Origin of the sequence: Paenibacillus sp. FSL R5-0928 (assembly GCF_037970385.1) — a bacterium.
Taxonomy (GTDB): domain Bacteria; phylum Bacillota; class Bacilli; order Paenibacillales; family Paenibacillaceae; genus Paenibacillus_AQ; species Paenibacillus_AQ odorifer.
On sequence record NZ_CP150225.1, the window covers coordinates 5381712 to 5402391 of the forward strand.

General features: G+C 46.7%; 16 protein-coding genes. All 16 read right to left on the reverse strand.

All coding sequences use genetic code 11. The features are described from left to right. Positions 1-20 precede the first annotated feature (20 nt). The 16 genes from murA to MKZ16_RS24440 all read right to left on the reverse strand — a co-directional run bounded on the left by murA (position 21) and on the right by MKZ16_RS24440 (position 20671). Positions 21-1304, reverse strand: coding sequence for a UDP-N-acetylglucosamine 1-carboxyvinyltransferase (murA, locus tag MKZ16_RS24365; protein WP_036683642.1), 1284 nt, complete (start codon positions 1302-1304; stop codon positions 21-23). Positions 1305-1510: 206 nt separating this feature from the next. After that, positions 1511-2623, reverse strand: coding sequence for an undecaprenyldiphospho-muramoylpentapeptide beta-N-acetylglucosaminyltransferase (murG, locus tag MKZ16_RS24370; protein ID WP_036683645.1), 1113 nt, complete (start codon positions 2621-2623; stop codon positions 1511-1513). Positions 2624-2628: 5 nt separating this feature from the next. After that, a complete protein-coding gene (gene spoVE / locus MKZ16_RS24375) occupies positions 2629-3726 on the reverse strand; it encodes a stage V sporulation protein E (protein ID WP_036683647.1) in 1098 nt (365 codons plus the stop codon). Between the two features lie 49 nt (positions 3727-3775). Next, entirely contained in the window at positions 3776-5197 is a 1422-nt protein-coding gene (gene murD / locus MKZ16_RS24380) for a UDP-N-acetylmuramoyl-L-alanine--D-glutamate ligase (RefSeq protein WP_076103784.1), read from the reverse strand. A gap of 3 nt (positions 5198-5200) precedes the next feature. After that, a complete protein-coding gene (mraY, locus tag MKZ16_RS24385) occupies positions 5201-6166 on the reverse strand; it encodes a phospho-N-acetylmuramoyl-pentapeptide-transferase (RefSeq protein WP_038572861.1) in 966 nt (321 codons plus the stop codon). A gap of 21 nt (positions 6167-6187) precedes the next feature. Next, the gene (gene murF / locus MKZ16_RS24390; RefSeq protein ID WP_038572862.1) at positions 6188-7594 is read right to left on the reverse strand and encodes a UDP-N-acetylmuramoyl-tripeptide--D-alanyl-D-alanine ligase; all 1407 of its coding nucleotides are present in this window, start codon (positions 7592-7594) and stop codon (positions 6188-6190) included. Then, positions 7591-9078, reverse strand: a complete 1488-nt coding sequence (locus MKZ16_RS24395; RefSeq protein ID WP_038572864.1) for a UDP-N-acetylmuramoyl-L-alanyl-D-glutamate--2,6-diaminopimelate ligase — start codon at positions 9076-9078, stop codon at positions 7591-7593. Before MKZ16_RS24395 ends, murF begins: the two co-directional genes overlap by 4 nt. 55 nt (positions 9079-9133) lie before the next feature. Continuing rightward, complete coding sequence (locus MKZ16_RS24400) at positions 9134-11059, reverse strand: stage V sporulation protein D (RefSeq protein ID WP_036683661.1); 1926 nt, start codon at positions 11057-11059, stop codon at positions 9134-9136. Positions 11060-11138: 79 nt separating this feature from the next. After that, a complete protein-coding gene (locus tag MKZ16_RS24405; protein WP_076103782.1) occupies positions 11139-13373 on the reverse strand; it encodes a penicillin-binding transpeptidase domain-containing protein in 2235 nt (744 codons plus the stop codon). 46 nt (positions 13374-13419) lie between these two features. Continuing rightward, positions 13420-13812: a septum formation initiator family protein gene (locus tag MKZ16_RS24410; RefSeq protein ID WP_036683668.1), complete on the reverse strand. Its 393-nt coding sequence runs from the start codon at positions 13810-13812 to the stop codon at positions 13420-13422. 23 nt (positions 13813-13835) lie between these two features. Then, positions 13836-14789, reverse strand: coding sequence for a 16S rRNA (cytosine(1402)-N(4))-methyltransferase RsmH (gene rsmH / locus MKZ16_RS24415; protein ID WP_036683671.1), 954 nt, complete (start codon positions 14787-14789; stop codon positions 13836-13838). A gap of 36 nt (positions 14790-14825) precedes the next feature. After that, entirely contained in the window at positions 14826-15263 is a 438-nt protein-coding gene (gene mraZ / locus MKZ16_RS24420; protein ID WP_036683674.1) for a division/cell wall cluster transcriptional repressor MraZ, read from the reverse strand. A 263-nt stretch (positions 15264-15526) separates the two neighbouring features. Then, a complete protein-coding gene (locus MKZ16_RS24425) occupies positions 15527-16798 on the reverse strand; it encodes an adenosylhomocysteinase (protein ID WP_170914265.1) in 1272 nt (423 codons plus the stop codon). Between the two features lie 101 nt (positions 16799-16899). Then, positions 16900-18528, reverse strand: a complete 1629-nt coding sequence (gene bshC, locus MKZ16_RS24430; protein ID WP_339814819.1) for a bacillithiol biosynthesis cysteine-adding enzyme BshC — start codon at positions 18526-18528, stop codon at positions 16900-16902. Between the two features lie 230 nt (positions 18529-18758). Next, positions 18759-19679, reverse strand: coding sequence for an ATP-binding cassette domain-containing protein (locus tag MKZ16_RS24435; protein ID WP_036683682.1), 921 nt, complete (start codon positions 19677-19679; stop codon positions 18759-18761). Then, positions 19676-20671 (reverse strand): ABC transporter ATP-binding protein, encoded by a 996-nt coding sequence (locus tag MKZ16_RS24440; protein WP_036683686.1) that lies wholly within the window; start codon positions 20669-20671, stop codon positions 19676-19678. The genes MKZ16_RS24435 and MKZ16_RS24440 overlap by 4 nt, the downstream gene beginning before the upstream one ends. Positions 20672-20680: the final 9 nt, after the last annotated feature.

Consider the following 20680-nt stretch of genomic DNA (forward strand, 5'->3'; position numbering starts at 1 on the left):
CTGGAAGGAGACAGGGAGCTTTAATTGGCCAAATCAAGTGGATCCGTTACAGGCACCTTACGGCTTATACGCGCGCCAAGCTTCTGAAACAGCTTCTCTATTCCATCATAACCACGGTCAATGTGATGCGCTTGCTCAACGACCGTAGTCCCTTGTGCAGCAAGCCCGGCAATGACCAGAGCTGCACCCGCCCGCAAATCAGTAGCTTCCACAGTAGCACCATACAATCTCTGAACGCCGCGAATAAACGCACGATTCAAATCGATAGAGATGTCAGCACCCATCCGGGCCATTTCTTCCACATGTTTGAACCGTCCCTCAAACACCGTCTCCTTGATCACACTAAAACCATCGGCGAGCGACAGCAGCACCATGACCTGAGATTGCAGATCCGTCGGGAAAGAAGGATAAGGAGAGGTTACAATTCTCTCAACCGCACGCGGACGCCCCATGCAGCTGACATTAATTATATCATTGCATACTGTGATTTGAACACCAGCCCGCTTAAGCACATGAATAAGCGAAGTCAGATGCCCGGCGTTCGTATGTGTCAAGGTCACATTCCCACGTGTAGCTGCCGCAGCAATCATTACAGTTCCAGCCACTATCCGGTCTGGGATTACCTCGTACGTACAGGGATATAAGTTTTTGACACCCTGGATCGTAATGGTATCGGTGCCTGCACCGATAATCTGAGCACCCATACTATTCAAAAATTGCTGTAGATCCTGTATTTCCGGCTCTCTTGCTGCTCCCGATATCGTCGTTGTCCCCTCTGCCTTGGCGGCAGCCATCATAATATTCTCCGTGGCTCCAACACTTGGATAGTCGAGATGAATATCACTCCCTACAAGCTTTGAGCCCCGACAGGATATTCGTCCGTTGCTTTCCTCGATCTCCGCCCCCAGTGCTTTAAGACCCTGCAAATGAAGATCGATTTTACGCTCCCCGATCGCACAGCCACCAGGCTGATAGATCGTTACCTCACCAAATCTGGATAACAGCGGTCCCATTAAAAAAATGGAAGATCTCATCTGCCGCATCAAATCCTCAGGTACATGAGATGTCCCCACGGCTGACGTATCTATCGTCACCGTATCCTCTTGATGCACGCACCTGCAGCCCAGCCGATCCAAGATGTCTAGCATAGTCTCGATGTCCAGCAGCTTCGGCACATTATGCAGTGAGTGAACTCCTTCGGCCAGCAGGCTTGCCGCTAGAATCGGCAGCGCCGCATTTTTTGCTCCATGGATACGAATGGTGCCTGACAGGGGACTTCCACCCTCAATCACCAATTTGTCCAATGTATCACCTCCGAGATTACCGCTCACCCACCACAAACACTTCCGATACAAGGTCATATGAAATGTACAAGATTATCCTGCACTACCTTTCAGGTTAGGAAGTGTTCTGGGTGATTGTCACGATTATAGGATTATCCTATGTTCGTTCCTCCAAGTGTGTGACAGAGAGCTGCCAATAAGGAAAATACCTCTCAAAGGTAAATGGCTTAAGACTGTTTACCGGCTAGTCTTCGGAGTTCGTTAGTGACAATGGCAGCAGAATCCCTTTTGCCCAGTCGTTTGGAAGCCTCGGACATTTTTTGGCGTACAGCTTCAGTTCCAATGATTGCTTGCACAGCTTCATAAAGCGCCTTACCATTCAAATCCTTCTCAAGCAGCACCACAGCGGCCCCTTCGCGTTCCAGCTGTCTTGCATTCGCCTCTTGGTGATTGTTCGTCACATTAGGAGAAGGGATAAGTACAGAAGGAATACCCAGCGCTGTAATCTCAGCGAGAAAGGATGCCCCCGCCCGATTTACGATTAAGGAGGTACAAGCCAAGACCTCCGGCATATTGTGAACATAAGGTAGGACATGCAGCCAGTTCGGTGTGCTACCCAGCTTCTGACGCAATTCAGCACGGGTATCCTCAAAATAAGGCTCACCTGTAACGTAAACATAATGAACACCATTACCCTTACCCACAAATGGGGCCATTTCAATCATGGCTTTATTAATAGCCTTAGCCCCTTGACTGCCGCCAACAACCAAAACAACCGTGCTGTTATCCGGAATGCCCAGCGAGGCAAACCCCCGTTGTGGACTAGCCGTAGTAACCGTCGTTGCCCGAGGATTACCTGTGTAGATTACGTGCTTGCTCCCCGGAAAAGCAGATTCTGTCCCTTCAAAGCTTACGGCCACTGTACTCGCGTAACGACTTAAAAAACGATTTGTTAAACCAGGGATAGCATTTTGCTCATGGATCAAGGTTGGGATACCCAGCCGGGATGCAGCGTAAACGACCGGACCACATACATAACCGCCTGTACCAATTACAACATCAGGCTTAAACTCTCTTAACATTTCTTTGGAAGCCTTAACGCCCTTTAAAAAACGCATCACCGTCTTGACGTTGTCCATGGACAGCTTGCGCCGAAAGCCAGTGATGTCGATAGATTTGAAAGGGATATTCTCTTGGGGAACAAGCTTGCTCTCTAAGCCACGCGTTCCACCAATATACAGGAAGGTAGATTCACTATCTTCTGCTTCCAGTTGTCTAGCAACAGCGACTGCGGGATAGATATGACCACCCGTGCCTCCGCCGCTTAATACGATACGCATGTCTTTCACCTCGCATAACGGGATAAGTTCAATAGAATGCCCAGGGAGGTTAACATCAGTGTAAGCGAAGAACCTCCATAGCTAATCAGAGGAAGTGTGATGCCTGTTACAGGCATTAGACCGATGACCACACCAATATTAATAATGACTTGCACAGCCACCATACAGACGATGCCAACGGCCAAATAGCTTCCAAAACGGTCAGGCAGACTCATCGCCACCTTCATTCCGCGCCAGATTAGAATAAGAAACAGGATCAACACAGCCAAACCACCGATAAACCCCAGTTCCTCGGCCAATATAGAAAAAATAAAATCGGTCTGCGGCTCAGGTACATAACTGTACTTCTGCCGGCTCATTCCAAGTCCGAGACCCCCAAGCCCTCCAGGGCCAATCGCGTATAGCGACTGAATAATCTGGTAGCCTGCACCGAGGGGATCGGACCAAGGATCAAGAAAAGCGGTTATCCGCTGCAACCGGTAAGGTGCTGCGGCAACCAAAGCAACAAACCCAGCCACGCCAGCTACTCCTAGTGAGAGTAGATGTTTCATTCTTGCCCCAGCTGTAAAGACCATCATCAAGGCTGCGCCAAACATAACGGTACCTGTACCCAGATCCGGCTGGAGCATAATCAGTGCAAAGGCTGATCCGATAAGCGCTAACGGTGGAAGTAAGCCACGAGTGAAGGAGGTGATATCATACTCTTCTTTTCCCAGCCAATTCGCCAGAAATAGAATCATCCCCATCTTCATGAACTCGGAGGGCTGAATCCCGAAGGAGCTGATTCCGAGCCAGCTGCGCGCTCCCCCGCGAACTACACCAATGCCGGGAATAAGCACCATAACGAGCAGGATAAAGCAGACAATCAGTGCCGGCTTAGCCAGCTTTTTTAACACTTTGTAGTCTGTATTCGCTGTAACAAACATTGCAACAAGTCCCAGTCCTGCAAACAAAAGCTGCCTCTTTACAAAGTAAAACGAATCTCCATAATTGCGGAAGCCCAAGACAGATCCGGCGCTGTATACCATCACCATGCCGATTACCAGCAAAGAAAGAATGGGAATCAGCAACCAAATATCGGGAGCATGACGAGTTTTGTTCATCAGGAGCACACCTCTTGCATCCGTAGTAGGGGCTTATCCACCCCCCTACTTAAAGGTTATGCACCGCCTCTTTAAAAATACACCCGCGCTCTTCATAGGATGTAAACATATCCCAACTAGCACATGCAGGAGAGAGGAGAACGATATCTCCTTCTTCCGCCAGAACGGAAGCTTCCCGCACAGCTGCTTGCAGCACGGCGGCGGCGCTCTCCCCATTATCGACGGAGATAATCTGCTTTAATCCTGCCAGCTGTGCTACATTTATTAGCTTGTCCTTGGTTTGTCCTAACGCCACCAAAGCTTTGACGCGTCCGCTCAGGACAGGCAGCAGCTCCATATAATCGGAGCCACGGTCTAATCCGCCAGCGATCAATACCACCGGACGCTGAAAAGATGTCAAAGCCGTAATTGTCGCTTTGGAGTTCGTTGCTTTGGAATTGTTGTAATAAGCGGCTCCAGCCTTATCAGCTACATACTCCAGGCGGTGCTCCACACCACGAAAAGAAGAAAGCACTTCGCTTAATAGAGAGGGGTCAGCTCCAGCGGCAATAGCAATTCCACAGGCAGCCAGCGCATTCCCCACATTAAAGCGACCCGGAAGAGCGATGGAATCCACATCCGCGATTATCGTTTCCTTGTCCGCAGATTCGCGATAGATAATGTGGCGCTTCAGCTCATCATCTTGCCCCGTAATATAGGACGGGCTAACAAATACTCCATGAGGCAGCTCCTCAAACAAGGAGAATGGAAGAATCGAAGCCTTCACATAGGGCACAAGTTCCCGGCAGACAGGATCATCCCAGTTCAGCACTGCTGTATCCGTAGCTAATTGATTAGCGAACAGCTTGGTTTTGGAATCCACATAATCTTTCATGCTTCCATGATAATCCAGATGAGTCTCTGCAATATTCAGCAGACAGCCTATCTTTGGCCGGAAGGTCTCCGTACCTTTGAGTTGAAAGCTGCTAAGCTCGACCACCATCCAGTTATCCTCTGTAGCCTCTTGTGCAGCCTGACAAAGAGGCGTACCAATGTTGCCCGCAACTATAGGGTTCATTCCCGCAGCTTCCAGCATATGGCCTACCCAGGTCGTCGTTGTCGTCTTGCCATTGGAGCCTGTGATGCCGATCATCGGCGCTGCACAAAGTCGATAAGCCACCTCTACCTCTGTGACCACTTCAATTCCAAGCTCAATTGCCTTTTGTACAGGGGGCGCAGAATAAGGAATGCCTGGATTTTTGATTACCAGACTTACACCTTCATGAATAAGTCCTTCCGGATGCCCGCCGCATATAACACAAATTCCCAAAGATTCCAATTCGGAAGCTTCGGGACTTTGATCTCTTTCCTTTTTGTCGTTAACCGTAACTATAGCGCCGCGTTCATGCAGCACTTTAGCCACCTGGACACCGCTTTTAGCAAGCCCAAGAACCACAACTTCTTCACCACGATACATATCTGGATGTTTCATTCTCTACAACCCCTTGCTAATAAATAGTCCCACAGCAGCCAACACCAAACTAACCGCCCAGAACGAAATTACCACACGCCACTCCGACCAGCCACCAAGCTCAAAATGATGGTGAATCGGGCTCATTCTGAATACACGTTTGCCACGGGTTTTAAATGAAACCACTTGAATCACAACGGATAACATTTCAATTACAAAGACACCGCCTATGATGAGAAACAGCAGCTCACTCTTCGTGACAATAGCAATAGCACCTATAGCACCACCAATACCAAACGAACCCGTATCCCCCATAAACACTTTAGCAGGGTGGGCATTGAACACAAGAAAGCCTAATACAGCACCAATCATTGCCGCAGCACATACACCTGCCGCAATAGACGTAGCCTGCATTGCCACCACCGCGTATGCGGCCAAGGCAATGGCACTGACACCAGACAACAGTCCATCGACTCCATCTGTAAAGTTAACGGCATTCGTCACTGCCATCATCATAATAATGATGAATGGATAATAGAACCAGCCACCCCAATCAAAGCTGAAATCAGTACCTGGTACGCTGATATTTGTACTGTGTCCGGCATAAATCAGAAGACCGCACATCAGAGCACCAACCAGCAGCTGTCCAAATAACTTTTGACGTGCTGTGAGCCCTAAGGAACGCTTAAATACAATTTTGATATAGTCATCCAAAAACCCGATCAATCCAAAACCAAGCGTAGCTACGAGCAGTACGTAAAAATCTGTATTCACCACAGAAAATTTCAGATAAGACAAGGTAAAAGCTACGATAATCACGATACCGCCCATAGTCGGCGTTCCCGCTTTCTTCAAATGGGTTTGCGGTCCGTCATCTCGCACCTGCTGTCCGAATTTCATCCTGCGCAGAAGCGGAATGAAGAGCGGAGCGGCAATGACCGCAAGGATAAAGGAAACAGCAATAGTCAATAACAATAGTTGATAATCCATGGGTACACCCCCTCCAATGATTTAGGTCTGTTGAATATCTTTATTTAGGCTCTGAAGCACTTCCTCGAGCTTCATTCCTCTTGATCCTTTAAATAGAACAATATCCTTAGCACTGCATTTCTCTAGAAGGACAGCGGTTAGTTCCGCTTTATCTGTAAAAGCTTTTACGCGCTCTTTGCCGAATTTCTCTTCTGCTGCTTTGGCAATATGAACGGATAATGGTCCGTAAGTACATACAAAATCAGTTAATGAAGGGTCAAGGTAGTAGCCTATTTCTTGATGAAATTCTACTTCCTCCGGCCCAAGTTCCAGCATGTCCCCGAGCACAGCGATTTTATTGCCACTGCATTTCATAGATTGCAGGACATCTATAGCCGCCTTCATAGAAGTAGGGCTGGCATTATAAGCATCGTTTAAAAGCGTAAGTCCGGAGGAAGTCCGAATCACTTCAATCCGCATGCCCGTCAACTTGAGCTTGCTTAGACCGTCCTTCATATTCTGCTCCGTAACCCCATAATGACGAGCAACCGCTAGTGCAGCCAGAGCGTTAACAACGTTATGCTGACCTGGCAGCGGTAATGTAAAAGCATGTTCCTTATGACGGCTTGACGTAAACGTCATGCCACCAGTATGGGACATCATCCCTGTTGGATAATCATCATTATCCTCATTTAGACCAAATCGGAAGGTTCTCATCCCTTCTGGAGCCTTAAAAGTGGACTCTTGCATTACCTCAGTCAGCAGCGGTTCGTCACCATTATAAATCAGCAATCCCCCCGGCTTCAGCCCCTCGGCAATCTCCAGCTTGGCGCGGGCTATTTCTTTACGTGACCCCAGCTGCAGTAAATGCGACTCGCCTACATTAGTAATTACCGCTACGTCAGGTTCAGCCAAAGAAGCCAGCAGAGCAATTTCTCCCCGCGAGCTCATCCCCATTTCAAGTACAGCGATCTCTGTATCCTCAGCCATGGATAAAATAGTAAGCGGAAGACCGATATGATTATTGAAATTCCCCGCTGTCTTGTGCACTTTGAACTGCACTTCAAGCAGAGACATAATGATATCTTTTGTTGTTGTTTTCCCGTTGCTGCCCGTAACAGCGACAACCTGCGGAGCCACTTCCTTCAGATAAGCAGCGGACAACTTCTGGAGAGCCTCCAGCGTATCTTCAACAATAATAACTCCGCCACCTTCAGGTACCGGTCCTTTATCGCGTTGCCACAAGGTTGCGCCAGCACCAGCAGCCAGTGCTGCGGCAGCATAGTGGTGACCATCGAATTTGTCTCCAGATAGAGGCACAAACAGGCAGCCGGGTGTGATCTTACGGGAGTCGGTAACGACTCCCGTAAGGGTTGTATTCATAGCTTCGACAGCAGCAGGTTCCCCTGCGCACATGGCAGCAATATTTTCAAGCGTTCTTGTAATCAATAGTTTCGGCCCCTTATAACTTCTTTAGCGACGATGCGGTCATCGAAATCATGAACCACTCCGCCAATCAGTTGATAGGTCTCATGACCTTTCCCCGCAATCAATACTACATCGCCAGGGCTTGCCATTTCAATAGCCTTCCCGATAGCTTCTCGGCGATCAACAATCATATGATACCGGTCAGAGGTGACTCCATCCTCTACTAGTCCTGCTTCTATATCCTTCAAGATTAGTTGAGGGTCCTCCGTCCGAGGGTTGTCAGAAGTTACGAATACCATGTCGCTATATCGTGCAGCGATCTTCCCCATTAATGGACGTTTCGTCCGGTCTCTGTCTCCGCCACAGCCAAACACTGTAAGCACTTTGCCGGTAGCAAATTCGCAGACCGTCTTTAATACATTCTCTAGCCCGTCTGGTGTATGTGCGTAGTCAACGATAACAGCAAATTCCTGACCTTCATCCACTGACTCCACCCGTCCAGCTACACCATCGATTGCCTCAAGACTAGTCTTGATATCAGCCAGAGAGACATCTTCCAATAAAGCAGCTGTAATCGCCGCGAGTGCATTGTAGACATTGAACTTTCCAACCATACGGAGCGAAATGTCCGTCTTCCCCTTAAACGTATCCACATGGAAAAAAGTTCCTTTTGCAGTGATCGATATTTGCGAAGCTCGGACATTAGCGTTGTTATCAATGCCATATGTAATCACTTCCGCCGCAGTTTGGGCTGCAAAATATTGACTGGCTTCATCATCCGCGTTCAACACCGCATATTTGCGTTCTTCCTTCCACGGAGAGATCACATTTCCTAATCTGGAGAAAAAGAGCCCTTTAACCGCCCGATACTCCTCCATTGTATGATGATAATCCAGATGATCTTGGGTTAAGTTCGTAAAAATTGCCGTACGGAAGTCCGCACCCTTCACACGTCCTTGCTGAAGTGCGTGAGAGGATACTTCCATTACGCAACATTCCACACCTTTGGAAGCCATATCATGAAGGGACCGCTGCAGATCTAGCGACTCCGGAGTTGTGCCTGACATAGGGTAGCTTTTGCCGTCATAGCGCATTTGAATCGTTCCAATCAGACCTGTCTTCATATTCTGATCCTGCATAATCCGCTCAATGAGATAAGTCGTTGTTGTTTTGCCGTTTGTGCCCGTCACCCCGATCATTCTCATCCGGCTGCTAGGTGAGCCAAAGAAAGCATTCGACATGACAGACATCGCAAACCGGCAGTCATCCACAACAATCTGCGGGATATCAAGCTCCAGCTTGTGCTCACATACAATAGCCGCCGCTCCGGAGGCTACTGCTTGCGGCGCATATTTGTGCCCGTCCACGGTGTGGCCAGGCAAACAGATGAATAGATCTCCCGGGCCTACACGGCGGGAATCCGTCTGAAGATCAGTAATCTCCACATCTCCATCCCCGTATAGTTGCGAAGTAGCAAGACAAGCAGATAATTCGTTAACTTTCATAGTAATCCCTCACTCTACATTTTCGGATACGAGCTGAAACCTTATACCTAAATCATTATTCACTAGATGCTCCCATATAAATCCTGATGGTTGAGCCCTGTTCTACTCTGGCCCCAGCCTTAGGAGCTTGATTGATGACCGTATTTCCTGTGCCTGAACGTGCAAGATTAAAATTCATATTTAAATCCTCATAGATATCCTGCACCGTTGCTCCGGTAAGATCAGGTACGGTCACTATCGGAGTTTCGCCATACTTATAAGTTTTGGGAAGCTGATCACTGCGCTCCGGAACCTTCATATAGTGCAGCGAGTCTTCCAAAATATTTTGCACGATTGGAGCTGCAACCACACCCCCAAATTGAATCCCTTTCGGATTATCCACGGCAGTGTACACAACGATCTGAGGATCATCCGCTGGCGCAAAGCCAATAAAAGAAACAATGTGCTCTGTTGGAGAATAACGTCCATTTACAACCTTCTGTGCAGTACCCGTCTTGCCACCTACACGATAGCCGTCAATAAAAGCCGGCCGTCCTGTGCCTTTGGCAACCACGCTCTCAAGTGCTGCCCGCACCTTCTTGGATGTTTCCTCCGAAATGACCTGCCGCACAAGCTCTGGCTTCACCTCTGATACAGTCTCTCCCGTAACCGGGTTAACCCATGCTTTTGTTACATGTGGTTTATAGAGATTGCCACCATTGATAGCTGCGGATACCGCAGCTATCTGCTGAATAGGCGTAACCGAAACCCCTTGGCCGAAGGCTGTAGTCGAAAGCTCTACCGGACCTACTTGACTGAGCTTGAACAGAATGCCATTAGCTTCCCCATTCAGATCAATTCCCGTTTTACTGCCAAAACCAAAATCACGAATATATTTGAAAAGTGATTCTTTTCCCAGCCGTTGCCCTAAGGCGACAAACCCAGGGTTACAGGAGTTCTCAACTACCTGTAAAAAGGTTTGACTACCGTGGCCGCCCTTTTTCCAGCAGCGCAGCTTTGCGCCCGCTACCTCGATAAAACCCGGATCATAGAAATGATCGTTCTGAAGATCTACTTTACCTTCCTGCAGCGCAGCAGCCAGAGTAATGATTTTGAACGTTGAACCAGGTTCATAGGTCATCCAGATAGGCAGATTCCGGTTGTAAATCTGCGCATCATATTCCTTGTATGATGCTGGTTCATACCCCGGTCTGCTAGCCATGGCTAGTATCTCACCATTCTTCGGATTCATAGCTATAGCCCAAGCACCCTGCGCCTGATATTTTACCATAGCCTGATCCAGCTCACGTTCCATAATGGACTGGATCTGTTTATCAATCGTCAGCTCCAGATTAAGTCCGTCTTGAGGGGCAGAATATTTCTCAGATGAGCCAGGCATAAGTCTTCCGCCTGCATCAGACAAATAAGAAATATTGCCGGCTATGCCTTTGAGCAGATTGTCATATATACTCTCTACTCCTGTAATACCCTGGTTATCTATACCAGTAAAGCCTAAAATATGCGCGGCTAAATCGCCGTAAGGGTAATATCTTTTGCTATCCTCAGCGACAACGATGCCCGGCAGCTGCAAATCACGGATGCTCGCGGCAAGATCCATCGTAATTTTGCGGCCGCCGGGCTGAAGTTTCACCGACATTTCTTTTTTGGACAGCAATGTCATCAGCTTCTCCTCAGTCATCCCAAGCAGTGGAGCTAATTGCTGTGCTGTCTTTTGCTTCTCTTTTACCTGCACCGGTACTGCATACACTGTAGGTGTGGTGATATTAGAAACGAGCGGCACACCTTCACGATCCATAATTTCACCACGTTTAGCGGTAAAAGGAATATTGCGGCGCAAGGAATCTTCTACCTTCGCAGTCAATTCCTCGCCTTGAGATAATTGCACATACGCAAGACGCACGACCAGCGAACCGAATAACACTGCCAGTCCCAGCAATGTCCACAGCATTCTCCGCCGTGTTACGACTTTGGAAACCTTCATTCCGTTCTCCCCCACTTTCAACAATAGACATGAGCTCTTATCTTCATGACTATTCGGGACAAACAGGGGTTAGAACAAGCTATGTTCCGCTCTCGGAATCTGTCCCCTCATCAGCAGGCGGGGCCACGGGAATATCTTCGCCATAATCATTTAATGGCTTCATTTTCAAAGTGACCAAGGTCTTGCCATTTTGTGTTCCTACAATCTGTTCTGAGACGTAACCTTCTCCGTCTACCGCAATCTCTACTTTTAGTAGAGTTAGAATTTCAAGTGCATCACGCAGGGATTCCCCTTTTAAATCTGGAATGGTAGGCTGAGCCCCCTGCGGACTTAATAAATAGATCCGTTGCCCTGTAGCAAGCTTCGTACCTGCCTCAGGATATTGACTCTCTACAGCAGATCCTTCTCCGACCACTACATAATCGAAGCCTTGATCCAAAAGTGCTTCTCTTGCTTCCTTCATCGTCTTGTCTGTTAGATCTGGTGTAGTCCGAAGTGCGACTGTTTCAGTCTTAGCCGGCTTTTTGCTGCTGCTATCACTAGCCTCAGACGCCAGCTTAGGTACTCCCATGTATTGCAGAGACTGGGATACAATCTCTTTAAATACTGGAGCAGCTGCCTTACCGCCGCCAACCTCAACGTTAGGTTCGTCAATAATGACAATAACAGCGATCTTTGGATCATCAACAGGAGCATAACCAATAAAGGAGACAAGTACTTTGGATTTCACATAATCCTTACCTTCAACCTTGATAGCCGTTCCTGTCTTTCCTGCCACGCGATAGCCGTCAATATAAGCGTTGCGGCCTGTTCCTTTTACTTGGTCAGCAACAACCTGCTCCAAATATTCACCCGTTTTCTTGGCGCTTTCCTCATCAATCACCTGACGCACTACACTAGGCTGAGTAACCTTTGTCTCACCAGTGTTAGGGTTTGTGACCTCCTTAACTACATACGGAGTCATCAACTTCCCCCCATTAGCGATAGCAGATACGGCAACGAGCTGCTGAAGTGGGGTTACTAGCACTTTTCCGTGTCCATATGCGAGTGTCGCAATTTCTATAGGACGTCCAAGGTTAGGGTTAACGACCCCGCTTACTTCTCCTGGCAGATCGATTCCCGTTTTCTCATTGAAGCCAAAATCATTGATATACTGTAATAGCTTGTCCTGTCCGAGCATTTCATATAGCTTAACGAATAGAACGTTACTAGAACGTTTCACACCTTCAAGAAAACTGATTTGCCCCCATCCAGCATGATTAATATCATGCAGTGCCTTACTATATCCCTTTATCCGGATGGACCCGGACAAAAATGTCGCAACAGGATCAAAAAGCTTCTCTTCTACTGCGGCGGCAAGCGTTACAATTTTGAAAGTGGAACCAGGCTCGTATTTAGATTTAATAGCATGATTATAGAATCCCGCCCCATCGGCCCCGGTCTTCCAAAATTCATTTGGATTATAGGTAGGCATATTGGCTAATCCCAAAATCTCCATCGTGTTCGGATCAGCAGCAATGACACTCATACTTTTTGGCTTATATTGCGCATACGCCTTTTGCATGGCCTCTTCTATATAATGCTGGATCGTACTATCGATTGTAAGCTTGAAATTACTTCCATTTACTACTGGCTTATAGGTATCTTGTGAATCCGGCAATTTTACCCCTTGACCGTCACTTTGATAAAGCAGCTTGCCATCGGCACCCTTAAGCTCCGTATCAAAGTATTTTTCCAGTCCCATGATAGCATTGCCGTCCCTATCTGTATAACCTAAGATATGTGCAGCTAATTCATCTTTTGGATAATATCGTTTCTGCTCTCTAACAAGCCCAATACCGGTCTCTTGAATTTTATGTTCTTTACCTAGGGCTACATAAAATTCTTTCACCTTATCGGCAAGCTCCTGATCAATCTTCCAGCCTTCATTACGTATTTCACGGTTCTTGAGGTAAGCACCCGTCTTTTCGTCCTTGGCTTCAACCAACTTACGCAACTCATCCTCTGGTTTGCCGAGCAATTCGTGTAATCCTGTAATGACCTCTTCCCCGATGCCTTGTTGTTGAATCACTTCAGGATTCACCACCACGGTATAAGCAGGGACATCGCTAGCGAGCACACTTCCGTTACGGTCAGAAATCGTACCTCGCTCCGCTTTGATAGTTGAGGTATGCGCCCAAAGTGTGGCGGCCTTTTCCTGCCATTCCTCACCTTGCATAACTTGAATCCAGAACACTCTAACGATCAAAACAAGAAAAAAGAGGGTAATACACCCTCCTATAAACAGCGTGCGAAGTTTTATTCTTTTCAGCATAAGCGAACCTCACAACTTTTTTTATTGCGATCTTGCCAATCGCTCACTAATTATCACCTGGAGTCGTTGCCGAGCTTGCCGGAATATAGATTGTTGCATTCTCATCCGGAGACACATAACCAAGATCCCGTGCTTTTTGGGCGACTTTCTGCTCTAGATTCTGCTTTTCCATCTGATACGTAGAAATCTGCTTCTTGGCTGTTGCAATATCCTGATCTAATTTCTGAGCCTGCAAGTTCAAATCATAAATTTGGACGTAACGTGAAATCAGGGTGATCGCCACCAGAACGCATACTCCTAGCGTCAGCATATACAAAAGTTTCTCTTGCAGCGGAAGTACTCTTCGTCTGGTAACTACTTTTGTCTTCTCGCGGTAAAGGGGGTTTACCTCTTCTTTTCTTTTGGGCTGAACTGCTAAATTGCCGCGGGTATAGGCCATCTCTGACTCTCCTTTATCGTCAATTACAATTTTTCTGCAATGCGCAGCTTAGCTGAGCGGGCTCGGGTATTAAGCTCAAGCTCTTCTTCAGAAGGCACAAGCGGTTTACGATTGATTAACTTAAGCGTGCCTTTCGCGCCGCATACGCAAAACGGAAAGTCAGGCGGGCATGTACATCTGCTTAAATAGCTGCTAAAAATTTGCTTGCAAATTCGGTCTTCGAGCGAATGAAAGGTGATGACGGATACTCTGCCTCCTGGTGCAAGGCAACGTACTGCACTATGTAGCCCTTCTTCAAAAGCACCCAATTCGTCATTCACAGCAATCCTTAATCCTTGAAAGCTACGTTTAGCGGGATGCCCTCCTGTTCTTCGAGCAGCTGCCGGGATACCTTCCTTGATCAGTTCTGCTAATTCTCCTGTGGTCTCAATAGGAGCTTCTTCTCTTCTGTCTACAATTTTTCTAGCGATTCTCCGCGAGAATTTCTCTTCTCCATATTGGAAAAGAACACGGGCAATCTCCTGCTCGGACCATGTATTCACAATTTCAGCAGCCGTCAAAAGTGCTGACTGATCCATGCGCATGTCAAGCGGAGCATCATGATTGTAACTAAAGCCTCGTTCCCCTTCGTCAAACTGGGGAGAGGATACGCCAAGATCAAAGAGCACTCCATCTACTTGGGGAATACCATCTGTTTGTGGCACAAAGGGCACATCCTTAAGTACACTCTCCAGATCACGGAAGTTAGTCTTAATAGTCACAACCTTGTCTCCGTATTCCGCTAATCTTTCTTTTGCGTTCTCCAAAGCCCAATCATCTTGATCCAAACAGATTAAACGGCCTTCGCCGCTAAGCTTGGAAGCGATAAGTGAGCTGTGTCCCGCTCCACCGAGAGTGCAATCTACATAGATTCCGTCTTTTTTGATGTGCAGCCCTTCTGTCGCTTCTTCCTTAAGCACCGTGATGTGGTGAAACAAGCTGCATCCCTCCAGGACAGTATTCGTTATTGTGTTTTATAGATCAAAATTGAAATCCACCAATTTCTCAGCGATTTCGTTGAACGATTCCTCGGACTGTTCGAAGTACTGTTCCCAAAGCTCTTTGTTCCAGATTTCCACCCGGTTCGAAACGCCCAGAATGACACAGTCTTTGTCCAGTTTGGCATACTGCCGTAAATTAGCCGGCAGATTTACCCTTCCCTGCTTATCCCAAACACATTCAGTTGCACCTGAGAAAAAAAAGCGGCTAAATGCGCGGGCATCTGATTTCATCAGCGAAAGGCTTTTAAGCTTTTGTTCCATGATTGCCCATTCTTCCATGGGATAAACAAACAGGCAGGAGTCTAGGCCGCGGGTCGTCACGAAGGAGGTTCCGAGCAATTCACGGAGTTTAGCCGGAATAATGATTCGGCCTTTGTCGTCAATGCTGTGTTGATACTCTCCCATGAACATCCTTTTTCCCACCCCTAATCCCCGAATCCCCACTTTACCCCACTTTTCACCACTTAAGCATAATAGATTCGCCATTAAAAATCAAAAACCTTTTTCTGGCCAAGGAAATTTTTCCTAAATCAGATAGCTCGTTTCCCGAAAAACATTTCTCCACAGAAAAAAGCCATACAATCGGAATCTTGTCCGTTGCATGGCTTTGTTAAAAAAGTTGCTTCAGTTCAAGGTACACTGGTTAATACACTTTATTGTTATGCGTTCAGTTATTAATCGTTCAAATTCCAGCTGTCCAAATAATCCACTTGCGCCGGAGTCAGGCTATCGATGTTAATGCCCAGACTTTCCAGCTTATAACGTGCTACTTGCTCATCCAGCTCATAAGGAACATTTTCAACTTTTACGCCAATGCTCTTATAATTATCATTTACATATTTCAGCGACAGCGCCTGGAGCGCAAAGGTTGTATCCATAATTTCAGCAGGGTGACCATCAGCAGCACCCAGATTTACAAGTCTGCCTTCGGCAAGCAGATATAATTTACGTCCGTCACGAAGCTGGTACTCTTCGATATTTTTGCGAACGGTACGTTGGGATACGGATCTTTCCGACAGCTCAGGCTTATTCACTTCAACGTCGAAATGGCCCGCGTTGCACATGATTGCGCCATCCTTCATCACATCATAATGTTCACCGCGAATTACATAACGGTTACCAGTTACTGTAACGAAGAAATCACCAACCTTAGCTGCTTCCAGCATTGGCATTACTTCAAAACCGTCCATATGTGCTTCAACGGCTTTAATCGCATCAACTTCTGTGACAACCACTTTTGCTCCAAGCCCTTTGGCGCGCATGGCAACACCTTTACCACACCAGCCGTAACCGACAACAACTACTGTTTTACCCGCTACGATAAGGTTGGTTGTGCGAATAATTCCATCCCAAGCCGATTGGCCAGTGCCATAACGGTTATCAAACAAATATTTGCAGTAGGCATCATTAACCGCGACCATTGGGAACTTCAATACGCCTTGCTTTTGCAGAGCTTTTAGACGAATAATCCCGGTAGTTGTTTCTTCAGCACCCCCGCGAATATTCTCCATCAGATCAGGACGCTCCGAATGCAGCAATGTAGCAAAATCCCCACCGTCATCAATAATCAAGTCCGGTTTGCTCTCCAGTGCCTTGATATTAAGGGCTTTAAATTCTTCAGGAGACGGATTGTATTTAGCAAATACAGTGATTCCATCCTCCACAAGCGCTGCACATACATCATCCTGTGTAGAAAGTGGATTCGAACCTGTAATGGTTACATCTGCACCACCAGCTTTGACAACCTTCGCCAAATAAGCGGTTTTAGCTTCCAAATGCAATGTGATCGATACTTTCAGACCTTTAAATGGCTGTTCTGCTTCAAACTGCTCACGAATACGGTTCAGTACCGGCATATGCTGGCGAACCCAGTCGATTTTCAAATGCCCTTCCGGTGCGAGTGACATATCAGCCACGATACTATTTTGTTTAGATGAACTCATTATGAAACCTCCTAAAAGTTTTGTGAGCGTTACTACATTGATCTACTTCGTACAAAACTCACTTCGTAAGCATAAGCTTAGTTTTGTGGAAAGCGATACTTCCATTACATATAAATGATGCGATGTGTTCCACTGTAATCCGGTTCAACCGTCATTAGCTCATCCAGCCAAACAAGCCCGTACCGGTTCAAGTAATACATGATATTGTACACTCTTTCCTGCAGTTTACCCAGTGGCATTAATGACAGCTCGATTCGCTCCCATTGCCGGATTGCAGCTTCGTTCTGTTTTGCCATTGCATCTTGGGCTTTCGCCTGTAAAAAAGTAATCTGATCTAGAATCTTCTCTTTATTGTTATTCCCCAGCTTAAGCAGACCGGCCTGAACCGTTCCAAGCTGCTCAATCAGCGGTTCGTACATGGCGGCAAATGAGGTTTTGGTTTCTTCAAAACGGCGTTCAATCCCGAGCTCATCCTGTGCGGCCAGCCATTCATGTCTTTTATGATCCAGTCCTTGTCTTACATCCTCAAAGCTAAGTTGATATTTGTCCATATGCTTGTGCAGCGTACCTTCTACGACAGTAAAAGACATTCTAGGGATAATTAACGGCATTTCTCCCCCAATGGTCTCAAACGCACGGCGCGGAATGGCCCAGTAAGCAATCTCACCTTGACCCAGCACCGTTGCCAGAACAGGCAGCACATAATCCTGCATAAGTGGACGTGTCAGCACATTGTTGCTAAAGCGTTCCGGATGTGCCTGCACCTCCTCAAGTAATTCATCACGGGTAAAGGATACCTGACCCTTGCGATCCGTAAAGATTCCGTCCTTCTTGTGAAGCAGAAGCCGACCTTCATGAATATAAAAGAGGTTGGCATTGCCAGCTGTAACATCAGCCTGAAGCTCATATCCAGCGCCCACAATATCAGAAGCAGAATTCATATACGCTGTTTCCAGTGCATCATTCTGCATAATTAGCGAAGTGAAAAATGGCTGTTCTAACTTACGTAAGTTGGGATCAGCAGAATCAAGCAGAATCAGACCAAATTTACCAAATAATGAACCCATCAGCTTGGCAAATGCATCCGTCATACTATCAGCTCTAAAAGAAGAAGTGCGAATGAATTCCATGATCTGCGGCTTAAAGTCGCTTTCCTGAAGCAGACCGTCTAACTGTTCTACTACCTGCTGCCAGCTTTCCTCTTCTACACGAATATCACTTACTGAGGAGCGTTTCTCTTCTGACTTTTCTATCTTAATCTTAGTAATCTCCTGCGTACGATTCAGTACATACGTATGATTCACTTCATCCCAGTCATGATCTTCACCTGCAATCCAGAATAAAGGAACTACAGGTCGGCCGAGTTGTTCAGCTGCTTCTTTTGCCGCCATAATGGTAGTTGCAGCTTTATATACCACTAACAGGGGTCCAGTAAATAGTCCGCTTTGCTGCCCACCTGTCACCACTAATGTCCCCGGCTGCTCTAAGAGCGCCAGCGAAGCCATCACCGCATCATGCGAATTATGCTTTTCATTATATTGTCGTAGACACCCAGCAATCTGAGTCCGGTCGGCACGAAGGCTTTCTCTGCTATCTAGCCAATCGGCCCGTCTACTTCTACTTTCTTTATTGCGGAAATCCCCACCGTACAAATGACTAACCTTTTCAAAATGATCTATATAGTCGCGCGAGAGTGCAGATCCACCCTTGAGCGGTTCCGTTACAATATTCATTCGCTAGTGCCTCCAGTTCTACTAAGCAGTTATATGTAAATCCAAGTTCGTAAAAACTCTCTATGATTGTATCCAAAGTCAGGAGCCGCGTCAAAGCAAAACATGTCTTGATATCAGCAACACAGGTACAGCCAACTGTTCAATTATACTATAAAATCATTAAATAATATCCTAAATACATACAAGAGGCGAGAGCATAATGCTCCCGCCTTTGAAAACCTAAGTATAAATTATGCGAATTTTTTGCTGACAAAGTGGCCTTTAGATACTTCTACTAATTCAAAGTCACTGTCATTGGTCTTATCGTTAGCAGAATAAATAGGGCTGCCAAGCTCATCATGCAAGTGAATACGTTTTTTGTTGACTTCAATTTCCGGGTCCGGAACTGGAATAGCCGACAATAGGGATTTAGTATAAGGGTGGATAGGATTTGCATATAGCTCTTCACTTTCCGCCAACTCAACCATTTTACCCAAGTACATAACTGCTACGCGATCACTGATATGTTTAACCATGGACAGATCATGCGCGATGAAAAGATAAGTCAATCCCAGACGATCTTGCAATTCTTTAAGCAAGTTAACGACCTGAGCTTGAATGGATACGTCAAGTGCGGAAATCGGCTCATCACAAACGATGAACTTAGGATTAACCGCTAACGAACGGGCAATCCCGATACGTTGACGTTGTCCACCGGAGAATTCATGCGGATAACGGGTTGCATGGTCATGATTAAGACCAACCATATCCAGCAGTTCTTCAATCCGTTTCTTACGTTCTGCACGGCTGCCAGCCATTCCGTGAATGTCCAGTGCCTCGCCGATGATATCAGAAACCGTAAACCGCGGGTTAAGCGATGCGTACGGATCTTGGAAAATCATTTGCATGTCACGGCGCATAGCCTTCATTTGATTTCCAGGTAATTTATAAATGTCTGTACCATTATATTTCACACTTCCAGCAGTTGGCTCATACAAGCGAAGAATCGTACGTCCAGCAGTAGTCTTACCACAACCGGACTCACCTACCATCCCAAGTGTCTCGCCCTCACGGATCGTGAAGTTAATATTATCAACAGCCTTAAGAACCTTACCTTTACCTACATTAAAATATTTCTTAAGACCTTCTACCTCTATTAGGTTCTTACTCAAGAGTACTGCACCTCCTTGGCCATCGAATGCAGATTCCAGCAACGCGCCATATGCGTTTCGCTGAATTCTGTGGCGCCGGGATCGATTTGTTCGCACACATGCATCGCTTCATTGCAACGAGCAGTGAACGGACAGCCGATCGGCGGCTTGATCAGATCTGGCGGTGTGCCGATGATCGGAATAAGCGGCTCGCCTTTCTTTTGGTCCAGACGCGGCATTGAGCGCAGCAGACCTTTGGTGTATGGATGTTGTGGATTTTTAAAGATTTCCCATCTTGTTCCGGTCTCCACAACCTCACCTGCATACATTACAATCACCCGATCACACATGCCAGCAACTACGCCGAGATCATGTGTAATCAGAATAATGGAGGTACCTAGTTTTTGCTGCATCTCTCTCATAACTTCCATGATCTGCGCCTGAATGGTTACATCTAGAGCCGTTGTAGGCTCATCCGCTATCAGCAAAGCCGGACGGCAAGCTAACGCGATTGCGATCATTACACGCTGGCGCATACCGCCTGAGAATTCGTGGGGATATTGGTTAAAGCGAGCCTCCGCATTTTTGATGCCTACTAATTTCAACATCTCCATACCTTGCTTTTTCGCTTCGGCCGCTGACATTTTCTGATGTTTAATCAAAACTTCAGTGATCTGTTTGCCCACTTTGATGGTTGGGTTCAGAGAAGTCATCGGGTCTTGAAAAATCATGCCAATATCTTTACCGCGAATAGATTCCATTTCTTTCATGCTTTTGTCTAGCAGATTCTGTCCTTGAAAAATAATTTCTCCCTTTTTCACTTTAGAAGGTGGAGAAGGGATCAAACGCATAATCGATTGAGCAGTTACACTCTTACCGCTGCCGGACTCGCCGACGATGGCAACCGTTTCGCCTTTGCCAATTTCAAAATTCATACCACGGACAGCTTGTACTTCTCCGCCCTTAACAAAAAAGGAAATATGCAAATCTTTGACTTGTAAAATAGGTTCCATCCATATTCC

Excerpts from the sequence above, each read along its gene's own strand:
- MKZ16_RS24395 (WP_038572864.1), bottom strand. The coding sequence starts at position 9,078 with ATGAAAGTTAACGAATTATCTGCTTGTCTTGCTACTTCGCAACTATAC.
- MKZ16_RS24405 (WP_076103782.1), bottom strand. The coding sequence starts at position 13,373 with ATGCTGAAAAGAATAAAACTTCGCACGCTGTTTATAGGAGGGTGTATT.
- spoVE (WP_036683647.1), bottom strand. The coding sequence starts at position 3,726 with ATGAACAAAACTCGTCATGCTCCCGATATTTGGTTGCTGATTCCCATT.
- murG (WP_036683645.1), bottom strand. The coding sequence starts at position 2,623 with ATGCGTATCGTATTAAGCGGCGGAGGCACGGGTGGTCATATCTATCCC.
- MKZ16_RS24400 (WP_036683661.1), bottom strand. The coding sequence starts at position 11,059 with ATGAAGGTTTCCAAAGTCGTAACACGGCGGAGAATGCTGTGGACATTG.
- MKZ16_RS24440 (WP_036683686.1), bottom strand. The coding sequence starts at position 20,671 with ATGGAACCTATTTTACAAGTCAAAGATTTGCATATTTCCTTTTTTGTT.
- bshC (WP_339814819.1), bottom strand. The coding sequence starts at position 18,528 with ATGAATATTGTAACGGAACCGCTCAAGGGTGGATCTGCACTCTCGCGC.
- mraZ (WP_036683674.1), bottom strand. The coding sequence starts at position 15,263 with ATGTTCATGGGAGAGTATCAACACAGCATTGACGACAAAGGCCGAATC.
- murD (WP_076103784.1), bottom strand. The coding sequence starts at position 5,197 with ATGAAACATCCAGATATGTATCGTGGTGAAGAAGTTGTGGTTCTTGGG.
- mraY (WP_038572861.1), bottom strand. The coding sequence starts at position 6,166 with ATGGATTATCAACTATTGTTATTGACTATTGCTGTTTCCTTTATCCTT.
- MKZ16_RS24410 (WP_036683668.1), bottom strand. The coding sequence starts at position 13,812 with ATGGCCTATACCCGCGGCAATTTAGCAGTTCAGCCCAAAAGAAAAGAA.